General features: G+C 66.1%; 17 protein-coding genes. 14 read left to right on the forward strand and 3 right to left on the reverse strand.

Annotated features, from left to right (window positions below; all coding sequences use genetic code 11):
- Positions 1 to 4: 4 nt before the first annotated feature.
- The 11 genes from M0208_RS10935 to M0208_RS10985 all read left to right on the forward strand — a co-directional run bounded on the left by M0208_RS10935 (position 5) and on the right by M0208_RS10985 (position 7,014).
- Positions 5 to 838: a pyruvate, water dikinase regulatory protein gene (locus tag M0208_RS10935; RefSeq protein ID WP_258891729.1), complete on the forward strand. Its 834-nt coding sequence runs from the start codon at positions 5 to 7 to the stop codon at positions 836 to 838.
- The gene (locus M0208_RS10940; protein WP_258891730.1) at positions 835 to 1,425 is read left to right on the forward strand and encodes a nucleoside triphosphate pyrophosphatase; all 591 of its coding nucleotides are present in this window, start codon (positions 835 to 837) and stop codon (positions 1,423 to 1,425) included. The genes M0208_RS10935 and M0208_RS10940 overlap by 4 nt, the downstream gene beginning before the upstream one ends.
- Positions 1,426 to 1,516: 91 nt before the next feature.
- Entirely contained in the window at positions 1,517 to 2,326 is an 810-nt protein-coding gene (locus tag M0208_RS10945) for a shikimate dehydrogenase (RefSeq protein ID WP_258891731.1), read from the forward strand.
- Positions 2,327 to 2,432: 106 nt separating this feature from the next.
- Positions 2,433 to 3,026, forward strand: a complete 594-nt coding sequence (gene coaE / locus M0208_RS10950; protein WP_258891732.1) for a dephospho-CoA kinase — start codon at positions 2,433 to 2,435, stop codon at positions 3,024 to 3,026.
- 8 nt (positions 3,027 to 3,034) lie between these two features.
- The gene (gene dnaQ / locus M0208_RS10955; RefSeq protein WP_258891733.1) at positions 3,035 to 3,736 is read left to right on the forward strand and encodes a DNA polymerase III subunit epsilon; all 702 of its coding nucleotides are present in this window, start codon (positions 3,035 to 3,037) and stop codon (positions 3,734 to 3,736) included.
- Positions 3,737 to 3,788: 52 nt separating this feature from the next.
- Positions 3,789 to 4,373: a ribosome hibernation-promoting factor, HPF/YfiA family gene (hpf, locus tag M0208_RS10960; protein ID WP_258891734.1), complete on the forward strand. Its 585-nt coding sequence runs from the start codon at positions 3,789 to 3,791 to the stop codon at positions 4,371 to 4,373.
- Between the two features lie 22 nt (positions 4,374 to 4,395).
- Positions 4,396 to 4,881 carry a PTS sugar transporter subunit IIA gene (locus tag M0208_RS10965; protein ID WP_258891735.1) on the forward strand — a complete coding sequence of 162 codons (486 nt, stop codon included), beginning with the start codon at positions 4,396 to 4,398 and terminating at the stop codon, positions 4,879 to 4,881.
- A complete protein-coding gene (locus M0208_RS10970; protein ID WP_258891736.1) occupies positions 4,847 to 5,323 on the forward strand; it encodes a PaaI family thioesterase in 477 nt (158 codons plus the stop codon). The genes M0208_RS10965 and M0208_RS10970 overlap by 35 nt, the downstream gene beginning before the upstream one ends.
- Entirely contained in the window at positions 5,320 to 5,655 is a 336-nt protein-coding gene (locus M0208_RS10975; protein ID WP_258891737.1) for a DUF1491 family protein, read from the forward strand. The genes M0208_RS10970 and M0208_RS10975 overlap by 4 nt, the downstream gene beginning before the upstream one ends.
- 155 nt (positions 5,656 to 5,810) lie before the next feature.
- A complete protein-coding gene (locus M0208_RS10980) occupies positions 5,811 to 6,455 on the forward strand; it encodes a cell wall hydrolase (protein ID WP_258891738.1) in 645 nt (214 codons plus the stop codon).
- Between the two features lie 67 nt (positions 6,456 to 6,522).
- On the forward strand, positions 6,523 to 7,014 hold the full coding sequence (locus M0208_RS10985) for an MmcB family DNA repair protein (RefSeq protein WP_258891739.1): 492 nt from the start codon (positions 6,523 to 6,525) through the stop codon (positions 7,012 to 7,014).
- 1 nt (position 7,015) lies between these two features.
- On the opposite strand, the gene M0208_RS10990 is transcribed toward M0208_RS10985, so the two are convergent.
- Complete coding sequence (locus M0208_RS10990) at positions 7,016 to 7,618, reverse strand: ankyrin repeat domain-containing protein (RefSeq protein WP_258891740.1); 603 nt, start codon at positions 7,616 to 7,618, stop codon at positions 7,016 to 7,018.
- A 63-nt stretch (positions 7,619 to 7,681) separates the two neighbouring features.
- On the opposite strand from M0208_RS10990, the gene M0208_RS10995 reads away from it, so the two are divergent.
- From M0208_RS10995 to M0208_RS11005, 3 genes are read left to right on the forward strand one after another with little or no spacing between them, the layout of a single operon-like run.
- A complete protein-coding gene (locus M0208_RS10995; protein ID WP_258891741.1) occupies positions 7,682 to 8,263 on the forward strand; it encodes an SCO family protein in 582 nt (193 codons plus the stop codon).
- Positions 8,251 to 8,688: a YcgN family cysteine cluster protein gene (locus M0208_RS11000; RefSeq protein WP_258891742.1), complete on the forward strand. Its 438-nt coding sequence runs from the start codon at positions 8,251 to 8,253 to the stop codon at positions 8,686 to 8,688. The genes M0208_RS10995 and M0208_RS11000 overlap by 13 nt, the downstream gene beginning before the upstream one ends.
- The gene (locus M0208_RS11005; RefSeq protein WP_258891743.1) at positions 8,685 to 9,383 is read left to right on the forward strand and encodes a M48 family metallopeptidase; all 699 of its coding nucleotides are present in this window, start codon (positions 8,685 to 8,687) and stop codon (positions 9,381 to 9,383) included. Before M0208_RS11000 ends, M0208_RS11005 begins: the two co-directional genes overlap by 4 nt.
- On the opposite strand, the gene M0208_RS11010 is transcribed toward M0208_RS11005, so the two are convergent.
- Entirely contained in the window at positions 9,335 to 11,527 is a 2,193-nt protein-coding gene (locus tag M0208_RS11010) for a transglycosylase domain-containing protein (RefSeq protein WP_258891744.1), read from the reverse strand. The two genes, M0208_RS11005 and M0208_RS11010, sit on opposite strands and share 49 nt — an antisense overlap.
- Before the next feature lie 190 nt (positions 11,528 to 11,717).
- Positions 11,718 to 12,110: a peptide-methionine (R)-S-oxide reductase MsrB gene (msrB, locus tag M0208_RS11015; protein ID WP_258891745.1), complete on the reverse strand. Its 393-nt coding sequence runs from the start codon at positions 12,108 to 12,110 to the stop codon at positions 11,718 to 11,720.
- Between the last annotated feature and the right edge of the window lie 30 nt (positions 12,111 to 12,140).

The raw sequence follows: 12,140 nt of genomic DNA on the forward strand, positions 1-12,140 counted from the left end.
GCTGATGCCGGTTCGGCTGCATCTGCACCTGCTGTCGGATTCGACCGGCGAGACGCTGGAGAACATCGCGAAGGCCGCGCTCGCGCAATATGATGATGTCGAGACCGTGAGGCATTTCTGGCCGATGGTCAGGACCGAGGCGCACCTCGACCGCATTTTACAAGAGATCGCGCAGAACCCCGGCCTCGTCATCTACACGCTCGTCAACGCGGCCACGCGTCGCGCGCTCGAACAGCGTTGCCGCTCGCTCGGCTTGCCGATGGTCGCGCCGCTCGATCCGGTGACCGATGCGCTGTCGGACCTGCTCGGGCAGCAGGCGAAGGCGCGGCCGGGACGTCAGCATGTCCTCGACGCGGCCTATTTCGCGCGGGTCGACGCGATCCAGTTCACGATCGCGCATGACGACGGGATCGCGTGGGAGGAATGGGAGGACGCCGATATCGTCCTCGCCGGGGTCAGCCGGTCGTCGAAAACCCCGACCTCGATCTATCTCGCCAATCGCGGGTACAAGGTGGCGAACATTCCGATCGTCGTCGAAAGCCCGCCGCCGACCACGCTCTACCGGCTGAAAAATCCGCTGGTCGTGGGCCTCACCACCAGCGCCGACCGCTTGATCCAGGTCCGCCGCAACCGCTTGCTGTCGCTCAACCAGGCCCCTGAGACGGCGTATGTCGATCAGGAAGCGGTAGCGCGCGAGCTGGCGTTCGCGCGGCGGATGTTCGCCGACAACGGCTGGCCGGTGATCGACGTGACGCGCCGATCGATCGAGGAAACCGCCGCGGCGATTATCTCGCTCGTCAACGAACGCCGCGGCGAAGGATCGAGAGACGCCGAATGACGCTCATCCTGGCCTCCCAGAGCGCGTCACGCCGCGCGATGCTCGACGCGGCGGGCGTCCCCTACGTAGCGCAACCTGCGCACGTCGATGAAGACGCCGCGAAGGCCTCGCTCGCGGGCCGTCCGCCGCGCGATGTCGCCGATGCGCTCGCCGAACTGAAGGCGCTGAAGGTGTCGCAGCGCGAGCCCGCCGCGCTGGTGCTGGGGTCAGACTCGCTTGCGGTGCTCGACGACGGGACGATCCTCGACAAGCCGACCAGCCGTGAGGACGCGGCCGATCATTTGCAGCGGATGTCGGGCAAGCGCCACGATCTGGTCAGCGCTGCGGTGATTGCGGAAGGCGGACGCGCGGTGTGGCGGCACGTCGATATCGCGCGGATGCACGTCCGGCCGCTTTCCTACACGTTCATCGACTGGTATCTCGACCGTGAATGGCCCGCCATCGCAGGATGCGTCGGCTGCTATCGGATCGAGGGGCCGGGGGTGCAGTTGTTCAGCCGGATCGAAGGAAGTCAGTTCACGGTCCTCGGCATGCCATTGCTGCCAGTGCTCGATTACTGCCGCACGCGCGGGGTGCTGGCGGCGTGAGTTGTCGTTTTCCGCGAACTTTCGGAACTTTCGCGCGCGCAAAATCGCGCCAGCGTCTCAACTTTCTCAACATTCGCGTGTCGCACCGCCGGTGACGCGCCCGTATGCGGAAGTGATCGGCGATCCGATCGCGCATTCCAAATCGCCGCTGATCCACGGTTTCTGGCTGAAGAAACTCAGCATCGACGCCGATTACCGCGCGACCCACGTGACCGCGGACGGACTGGCGGACTATTTTGCCGATCGCCGCGCCGATCCCGCATGGCGCGGGTGTAACGTCACGATCCCGCACAAGCTGGCGGCGCTCGATCATGTCGAGGACCGCGGCGACGTCCGCGCGACGATCGGTGCGATCAACTGCGTGCTCCGGGACGGCGATGCGCTGATCGGCACCAATACCGATGCGGGCGGATTCTACGCGCCGATCGCGGATCTCGATCTGACCGGCCAGCCCGTCGTCGTGGTGGGCGCGGGCGGGGCGGCGCGGGCGATCCTGTTCGCACTGTCGCGGGTCGGGGTCGGCCGCGTGACGATCCTCAACCGCAGCCCGTTGAAAGGGGCGGCGTTGCTCGCGACCTTCGGCTTGAAGGGCGACGCTTTGCCGCTGTCCGCCAAACTTCCGTCCGCCGCGTTGCTGGTCAACACCAGCGCGCTCGGCATGACCGGCCAGCCGCCGCTCGACCTCGACCTGACGCCGCTGCCCGATGACGCGATCGTGTACGACATCGTCTATGCGCCGCTGGAGACGCCGCTGCTGCAGGCGGCGGCGGCGCGCGGGCTCGACACCGTCGATGGTCTGCAGATGCTCGTCGGCCAGGCGGCGATCGCGTTCGAACTGCTGTTCGGGGTCGCCCCGCCCGAGGGATGCGACGACGAACTGCGGGCGTTGCTGACGCAATGAGCAACCCTTCATTCGTCGCCCCGGCCTTGAGCCGGGGTCCCGCTGTCTGTCGGGCCGCAGAAGAAGCGGGACCTCGGCTCTTTGGCCGCGGTGACGGAGATGGATTATGCTGAAGCTCGGCCTCACCGGATCGATCGGCATGGGCAAGTCCACCGTAGCGGCGATGTTCGCCGACGAGGGCGTGCCGGTGTTCGACGCCGACGCCGCCGTCCACCGCCTGCAAGGCCCGGCGGGCAAGGTCGTCGCCGCGATCGAGGCGCGCTTTCCGGGCACGACCGGTGCGGGTGGCGTGAACCGCACCGCGCTGGCCGAAGCCGTGCTGGGCGACGATGCGGCGATGAAGGCGCTCGAACGAATCGTCCATCCCGCGGTCGGTCTGGAACGCGCCGAATTCCTCGAAATCCACGCATCTGCGCCGCTGGTGGCGTTCGATATCCCGCTCCTGTTCGAGACCAATGGCGAGAAATCGGTCGACAAGGTGGCGATCGTCTCCGCCACCGCCGACGTTCAACGCGCCCGCACGCTTGCCCGCCCCGGCATGAGCGAAGCGAAATTCGCTGCGATTCTCGCGCGTCAGACGCCCGACGCGGAAAAGCGCGCGCGCGCCGATTTCGTGATCCCGACCGACGTCCCGCTGGACGAAACGCGCGGCCATGTCCGCCGGGTCATCGCTTGCTTGTTGGCACGCGAAGGCGGATAATCGCGGGAATGCGGGAGATCGTCTTCGATACCGAAACCACCGGTTTGAGCTTTTCCGGTGGCGACCGTCTGATCGAGATCGGGTGCGTCGAACTGGTCAACCGGATCGAAACCGGCCGCACCTTCCACGCTTATTACAACCCCGGCCGCCCGGTGCATCCCGAGGCGTTCGCGGTGCACGGCATTTCGGACGCATTCCTGTCGGACAAGCCATTCTTTCCGGCCGCGGTCGATGCGCTGATCGATTTCATCGCCGACGCCCCGCTTATCGCGCACAACGCCTCGTTCGACTGGGGATTCCTGAACGGCGAACTCGGGCTGTGCGCGCGCGACGCGCTGTGCACGACGCGGATGGTCGACACGCTGGCGATCGCGCGGACGCGGCATCCCGGGGCGAAGCACTCGCTCGATGCGCTCTGCTCGCGCTACGGAATCGACCGTTCGCACCGTGTGCTCCACGGCGCGCTCCTCGACGCGCAACTGTTGGCGCAGGTGTACGTCGAACTGACGGGCGGCCGCCAGATCGGGCTGGGGCTGGTCGCCGAGACGATCGCCGTTGCGCCCGTTTTCACCAACATCACACCATCGGTCCACCGTGCGCCGCGGGTCTTTTCGGCGACACCTGCGGAACTTGCCGCGCATCAAGCGTTCATGGGGAGGGTGAAGAATCCCGTCTGGGGGATTTCGCAAGCTACTGTGGCGTCCGGTTGACGCCAGGCGCGCCCGCCGGTCCCGGCGGACGCCCATCAATGGAGAAGTACATATGGATATCCGGGTTTCTGGTCATCAGGTCGCTACTGGCGATGCGCTCAAGGGCCACGTCGAGGACCGTCTCCAGGGTATCGCCGACAAGTATTTCTCGCGCGCGATCTCGGCCGAAGTGACGCTGGGCAAGGGGCCGCACGATGCGGGCTTCAAATGCGACATCGTCGCGCACGTCATGAAGGGCCTGGTGCTGAAGGGCAGCAACGACGGCTATGACGCGCACCGCGCCTTCGACGGTGCGGCGGAGAAGATCGAGACCCAGTTGCGGCGCTATATGCGGCGGCTGAAGGACCGGCATTCGGCCCAGAACATGGAAGCGGTGGAGAGCGCCGCTTACGATAATGCGGGATATACGTTGTTCGCGGAAACGCGCGACGAGGAGGAGGCGGGGGATTCGCCGCTGATCGTCGCCGAAACGCGTGTCGACGTGCCCGATGCGACCGTGTCGGACGCGGTGATGATGCTCGACCTGCGCAACACCGCGGCGTTGTTGTTCAAGAATTCGGGGACGGGATCGTACAACATGGTCTATCGCCGCGGCGATGGCACGATCGGCTGGGTCGAACCGCAACGCGCCGACTGATTCCTCCTTTTTCGTTAGAGTAATGATGTCCACCGATATCAGCGATCTGCTGTTTCCCGATCTCGTCGTCGTGGGGCTTACCGCGACGACGAAAAAGGCCTTGTTCCAGCAGGTCGGCGCACTGGCGGCACCGGTGCTGTCGTTGCAGGCCGAGGCGATCGCCGATGGTTTGGCGGCGCGCGAAAAGCTGGGGTCGACGGGCTTCGGCGGCGGCGTCGCGATTCCGCATGCGCGGATCGAGGGACTGGCGCGCATCGTCGTTATCGTCGCGCGGCTGGTGCGGGGAATCGAGTTTCGCGCGGTCGACGATGCGCCGGTCGATATCGTCGTCGCGATGCTATCGCCGCCGGACGCGGGCGCGGAGCATCTGAAGGCGCTGGCGCGCGTCTCGCGCCGCTTTCGCGACCGCAAGTTCGTCGAGAAGCTGCGCGGCGCGGGGTCAGTCGACGCCTTCTACGCCCTGCTCACTGCGGATGATCTTGGAACTGGGCAGCGTGACGCGGCCTGAAGGCGCAGCGGCGCATCACCGCGCGCTGGAGGCGTTGTACGCCGCAGCACCGATCAACCGGTTCTTCGATTCGACGCTGGAGATCACCGCACCGGGCGAGGCGCGAATCCACTTCACCGTCGACCAGCGCCATTTTCACGCGGGCGGCGCGGCGCATGGGACGAGCTATTTCAAGATGCTCGACGATGCGGCTTTCTACGCCGCGAACAGCCTGGTCACCGATCGATTCCTGCTGACGACGCAGTTCAGCTTGTTGTTCACGCGCCCTCTGGGCGAGGGGCCGGTGACCGCGGAAGGGCGCTGGATCAGCGGGCAGCGCCGCGTGTTCGTCGCCGACGCGCGATTGATCGCGGCGGACGGGGAGGAAGTGGCGCGCGGCACCGGCACGTTCATGCGCAGCCGGATCGCGCTGTCGGGTCTGCCCGGTTATCGCCTGCCATGAACGCGCGGCTCCCAACACATCTGATCGTTGGGGCGCTGTTGCGGCGCACGAACAATGCAGGCGGGATGGGCGTGGTGCGCGCGCGGGGTGACGATCAGGGCGGAATGATCCTGGTGATCGCCGACGATGGCGCGTCCGTGAAGGTGCTGGAACGCGGCCTTGGACCGGATGGAAACGATGCGCTCATCACATCTGGTCCGTCGAACATCAGCGGCGAATCGATTGAAGAATATTGGAAAAGACGCCGCGCGCGCGACCCCGATCTCTGGATAGTTGCTCTGGATACCCCGGACGCCGAACGGTTCGCCGCTGAAACGATCCTCGGTCATTGACTGGTAACCGAGCGCAACGCACGTGACCGTCATTGGTTCAATGCGTTGTGCCGCTTCCGGGTGCGATCCGGTCGGTTACGCAGTCGGGGGGGATCCCGGCCGGTCGGTTAAACAGCGATCGCGTCCGCGCACCCACCGCACAAAATTGCTGGTTGATGTCGTTCGTTTCCCGGGCCGTTATTTCCGCGGCCGTTTCCCTTTCCGTCCTCGGGCTCGCCGCACATAGCTCGGCCAGCCTTGCCGCCGAGGTCGAATATACCGTGATCCCTCAGCCGGTCGCCACCGCACTCCCGATTCCCGTCCCTGCGGTCATCACCCTTCCCGCGACCGCGCCTACCCCGGCTCCGAACGTCACTGCCGACGTGCAGGAGGACGATGCGGTCGCTTATCCTACGCTGGCCGCTGCGGTCGCCGCCCAGGAGACCGCCGACGCCGACGACGAACAGCTCCGCTGCCTGGCGGGTGCGATCTATTATGAATCGAAGGGCGAGCCGCTCGCAGGGCAACTCGCTGTCGCCGCGGTGATCCTGAACCGCGCGTCGTCGGGCCGCTTCGGCAAGACGCCATGCTCGGTCGTCACGCAGCGCGGGCAATTCTCGTTCGTGCGCGGCGGCCGTATCCCCGCAATCGACGCCAACCGCCCGTCGTACCGCACTGCGCTCGCCGTCGCGAAGGTCGCGATGGCCGATGCGTGGGACAGCGTTGCCGAGAAGGCCTTGTTCTTCCACGCGCGCCGCGTCTCGCCCGGCTGGAGCAAAGTGAAGGTCGCATCGATCGGCAATCACGTTTTCTATCGCTGATAGTTTTCGCTGATTTTGGGGCGGGGTCTTCACCCCGTTCGTGAAATGTTCTAAGGCGTGACGGGTTATGCTAGTCACGCCTTCTTCTTGTCTGGACGATCCGGAATCGGCTCTCTGCGCCGCCGATGTCGCGCGCGGCGTGACGCGGATGTTGTTGCGGCATGAACTGGTGGCGATCGGGGAGGTGCCGCTCGACGGCGGCCGTCGCGCTGATCTGATGGCGCTGGACGCGCGCGGGCAGATCGTGATCGTCGAGATAAAGGTGTCGCGCGCCGACCTGCTCGGCGATGCGAAATGGCAGGATTACCTGGCGCATTGCGACCGCTTCTTCTGGGCGGTGCCGGCCGGGTTCGATGCGTCGCCGATCGATGGCGCGGCGTTTCTTCCGGAGCGGACCGGGCTGATCGTCGCGGATCGCTACGACGCGGCGGTGGTGCGAGAGGCGCGCACCGATCCGCTCCCCTCGCACGTCCGGAAACGCTGTACGTTAGCCTTCGCCCGCCGCGCGGCGCGGCGGTTGGTGGCGCTGTCCGATCCCGAGGCGGTCGCGCCGTTCTAGACTAGAATTTCGGCCCCGCGACCGCCCGCGGTGCGCGTTTTGGCTTTTCGTCGATCAACTTGGCAATCGCCGGAGCGCGCCCGTCGATCTTCGAATAGTCACGCGCGGAACGCCCTGCGACATTGTCGGTCTGGTCGGGATCGGCCCCCGCCGCCAGCAAGGCGCGGACCAGCGGTAGATCGCGCTTTTGCACCGCGCGGATCAGCGGGGTCTCGCCGCTCGAATTGCCGAGATTGACGTTCGCCTTGTCCAGGATCAGCACGTCGACTAGCGCATTCTGCCCGAACTGGACCGCGATCAGCATCGGCGTCTCGCCGCGCCCGTCGCGCAAATTCGGGTCGGCGCCGCGCGCCAGCAGATAGCGCAGGTACGATTCGTCGCCGCGCTTGATCACGATATGCAGCGCGCCTTCACCGGTTGTGATGTCGCGCGCGTCGATGATCCGCTGCCCTGGCTTGTCGAGCATCGCGATGACCTCGTCGCCTTTGGCGGCCTTCACCGCCTCGAGAAACTTGTAGCTTTGCGACTGCTGCTGGGCGGCGGCGGGAAGGGCGGACGCCGACAGCAGGAATGCGGCGGCGAGAAGGGCGGGGCGGATCGTCATACTCGGCTACAAGGTCCATCGCTGTTGCGGTTCGCGGTCTAACAGATCAAGGCTGGCCATGCCATGAACCTACGCTTCCTCGCCACCATGTTGTTGTTCGCGCCGCTGGCGTGCTCGCCCGGCAAACAGGCCGAACGCCCGCCGCTGGAAGGCGCGAAGCTGGGCGGCGATTTCGCGCTCACCGATCAGGACGGGCGACGGGTCACGCAGGCGGCGTTCTCGGGCAAATACCGCATCATGTACTTCGGTTATACCTTCTGCCCGGACGTCTGCCCGGTCGACGTGCAGAATATCGGCGCGGCGATGAAGTTGCTCGACAAGGACGAGCCCGCGCTGGCGGCGAAGATCGTCCCCGTCTTCGTCACGGTCGATCCCGCGCGCGATACCCCCGCGGTGGTCAAGCAATTCGTCCGCGCATTCCATCCGCGGATGGTCGGCCTGACCGGCACGCCCGCGCAGATCGCCGCCATCGCGAAGGAATATGCGATCTATTACGCGAGGGGCGCGGGGACCGCGGACGGGTATATGATGGATCACAGCCGCCAGGCGTATCTGATGGACCCGAACGGCAAGCCGCTCGCGCTGCTGCCGCAGGATGGAACGCCGCAAGCCATTGTCGCCGAGATCAAGCGGTGGGCGACGTGAAATATTGGGAAGACACGCCGCTCGAAAAGCTCGATCGCGGACAGTGGGAGTCGCTGTGCGACGGCTGCGGCAAATGCTGCATTCACAAGCTGGAGGATGAGGATACCGGCGAACTCGTCGCGACCAACGTCGCGTGCCGGCTGCTCGACCGGCGCAGCGGACTGTGCTCGAACTATCGCCACCGCCATGCCTATGTCGCTGAATGCGTGCGGCTGACGATGGACAACGTGCGCGACATCGACTGGCTGCCGCAGACCTGCGCGTATCGACTGCGTGCGGCGGGCGAGCAATTGCCCGAGTGGCATTATCTGGTGTCGGGCGATCGCGAGGCGGTGCACCGCGCCGGGGAATCGGTGCGCGGGTGGACGATCAGCGAGGACGATGCGGGTGATCTCGAGAACCATATGGTAGACCGCGAACTGTGAGCGTGGCGCTCGAGGTCGTCCGGCATCCGCAGGCGCGGCGCGCAAAGCTGTCGGTCGATCCGGCGAGTGGTCGGACGCGATTGGTGCTGCCGCCGCGCGCGTCGCTGAAGCGCGCGCTGGCCTGGGCCGAAACGCAGGCCGACTGGATTTCGCAGCAGCATGAGCGATTGCCCGAGGCGCGGCCGTTCGCACCCGGCGCGGTGCTGCCGTTCGACGATGCGGCGCTGACGATCGACTGGGCGGAATCGTATCCCCGGCGCGTGACGCGTGATGGCGATCGGCTGCTCGTCGGCGGCCCCGCGGATATGGTCGCGCGACGCGTCGAGGCCTGGCTGAAGCGTGAGGCGCTTCGGCTCCTTGGCGAAGACACCGCTTACTACGCAGAACGCGCGGGCGTGTCGGTCGCGCGGGTCAGCGTTGGCGATCCGCGCGGGCGGTGGGGAAGCTGCGCGGCGTCGGGGACGGTCCGCTACAGTTGGCGCCTGGTGCTGGCCCCGTCAGCAGTCAGGCGCGCGACCGCGGCGCATGAAGTCGCGCACCGCGTCCATATGAACCATTCGCCCGCCTTCCACGCGCTGGTCGCCGAACTGTACGGCAGCGATCCAACGCCGCACCGCGCTTGGCTGAAGGCGCATGGCGCAGGCCTTCACTGGTTCGGGCGGTCTTCCTCAGGGGCGATTTCGCGCGAATCATAGGTCCGCGTGCGCGGAGCGTCGCGCACCGGATCGCGACCGGTGACCCGGTCGATCCAGTCCTGATCCATGCGTTGTTCGGGTTGACCCTGACGTTGTGGTTGGCGTTGCGGCGGGGCGGCGGGAATCGGATAGCCGTCCTCGTCGACCTGCACCGGCGCGCGCTCGGCTTGAGGCGACGGGCGTTCGACTCCTTGACCGGGGACGAGCTGTTCGTCGACCGGCGCGCCCTGATCGCCGCCGACCGGATTGCCGTCCTCATCGACGAACAGCCCGTTGTCGGGCTCGCCGAAATAGCTCTCCTCGTCCGGCTCCATCTGCCATTCTGGCAACGTCACCTGCGTATCGAACTGCTCGATCGGGCGTTTGGCGACCGCGGCTTTCATGAATTGCGCAAAGGCTTGCGCAGGGGCCTGTCCGCCGCTGAGGCCGCCGACTGCGCGCGCGTCGTCGCGACCCATCCACACGCCGGTGGTGATGCCGCTGGAGAAGCCCAGGAACCAGCCGTCCTTCGACGAACTGGTCGTACCGGTCTTGCCCGCCACCGGCCGTCCGATCTGCGCCGAACGGCCGGTGCCGGTGGCGACCGCGGTTTGCAGGAGGTCGGTCATCTGCGCCGCGACATAGGGTGCGACCAGCACGCGGCTGCGATCGACCTCATGCTGATAGATTACTTCGTTGTTCGCGGTCACGCGCGTGATCCCGAACGGCGTTACCGCCACTCCCTTGTTGGCGACGCTGGCGAAGGCGCGGGTCATGTCGATCAGTCGCACGTCGGACGTGCCGAGGACCATCGATGGGTGGGTGTTGACCGCAGTCGTGATGCCGAAGCGCCGCGCCATGTCGGCGACGGTCGCGAAACCGACCTGTTGCCCCAGCTTCGCCGCGATCGTGTTGAGCGAATAAGCAAACGCGGTGCGCAGCGTCACCTGGCCAGAATTGCGGCGTGAGCTGTTGCGCGGGGACCAGCCGTCGATAGTGACGGGTTCGTCGATCTCGGTGCTTTCGGGCGTCTTTCCGGCTTCCAATGCCGCAAGATAGACGAACAATTTGAACGATGATCCCGGCTGACGTTCGGCCTGCGTCGCGCGATTGTAGATCGACGCGACGTAATCGCGGCCGCCGACCATCGCGCGTACCGACCCGTCGCGGTCGAGCGCAACCAGCGCGCCTTGCGTGCCCTTGGGTGAATTGGCGCGGATCGCGGCGTCGGCGGCGCGCTGCATCGACAGGTCGAGGGTGGTCCACACCTCCAGCGGCTTTTCGGTCTCGTCGATCAGCAGGTCGAGTTGTGGCAGCGCCCAGTCGGTGAAGTAGCGCACGCTGTTCTGCTTCGGCTCGGGCGCGAGCTTCACCGCCTGCGGATCGGCCGCGCGCGCCTGCGTCGCGGTGATCGCGCCGGTGTCCTGCATCACCTGCAGCACCACCTGCGCGCGGTCGACCGCGGCCTGCGCATCGGCGGTGGGGGAGTAATTGGAGGGGGCTTTCACAAGCCCGGCGATGATCGCGGCCTCGGACAGTGTCAGTTCGTTCGCGCCGTGCCCGAAGAACTTCCGCGCCGCGGCGTCGATGCCGTACGCGCCGCCGCCGTAATAGACCTTGTTCAAGTACAGTTCGAGAATCTGATCCTTCGAAAATTTGCGCTCCATCGCCAGCGCGAGAATCCATTCGCGGAATTTCCGTCCGAATTTCTTCTGGTTGTTCAGGAACACGTTGCGCGCCAGCTGCTGCGTGATCGTCGATCCGCCCTGCGTCCAGCGCCCGCGGTCGTACCGGACCTTCACCGATCGCGCGACGCCGATCGGGTCGACGCCCAGATGGCTGCGAAAGCGGCGATCCTCGACCGCGATCGTAGCGTCGCGCATCACGGCGGGAATGCGCGAATAGTCCAGCCAGTCGCCGTAGCTTGGCCCCATCGACACCAGCACGGTGCCGTCGGCGGCATGAACGCGGATCATCTGCCCGTTGGGGGACGATTTCAGTTCGTCGAAGCTGGGGAGCTGCGCTTTCGCGATATAGACCGCAGTGACCAGCGCGCCGATCGCCAGCACGACGGCGACCAGCGACAGCTTGATCGCGAGCGAGACACGGCGACGCCAGGGCGAACGTGGCGGCTTGGTCGAACGGGGGGAGGGGGCACGGGCCATCGGATACCGCTTGGCGGATAGAAGCTTAGGCCGTGGTTAACAAGAAATGGGTTTGCGCGTTCTTTGACGCCCTCTCGGGCGCAAGTCGGTGCCAGCCCGCTCCCCCTCCCGGCCACCCACACGGTATCCTGATGGGTGGCCGGGAGGGGGAGCGGGCTGGCACCGACTATCGGCGTGAGCCGATCAAAACCTAACGCCCATGAAAATCGAGCGAGATCGAATTCATGCAGTAACGCTGGCCGGTCGGCGGCGGACCATCGGGAAAGACGTGGCCGAGATGGCTGTCGCAACGCGCGCAGCGGGTTTCGACGCGCGTCATGCCGTGACTGGTGTCGGAATGGTCGGTCACCGCATCGGGTTCGATCGGCTGCGTGAAGCTGGGCCAGCCCGAGCCCGAATCATATTTGTCCGCGCTGTCGAACAACGGTTGCCCGCAGGCGGCGCACGCATACGTCCCGTCGGCCTTGTTGTCGTTCAGCCGCCCGGCGAAGGCGCGTTCGGTGCCCGCCTCGCGCAGCACATGATATTGCTCGGGGGTCAGGCGCTTGCGCCATTCGGCTTCGGACAGGTTCAGTGTTTCCATGGTTACGAATTTCGGTGCGCCGGGCGGGTT

The organism is Sphingomonas sp. SUN019, assembly GCF_024758705.1.
GTDB lineage: Bacteria > Pseudomonadota > Alphaproteobacteria > Sphingomonadales > Sphingomonadaceae > Sphingomonas.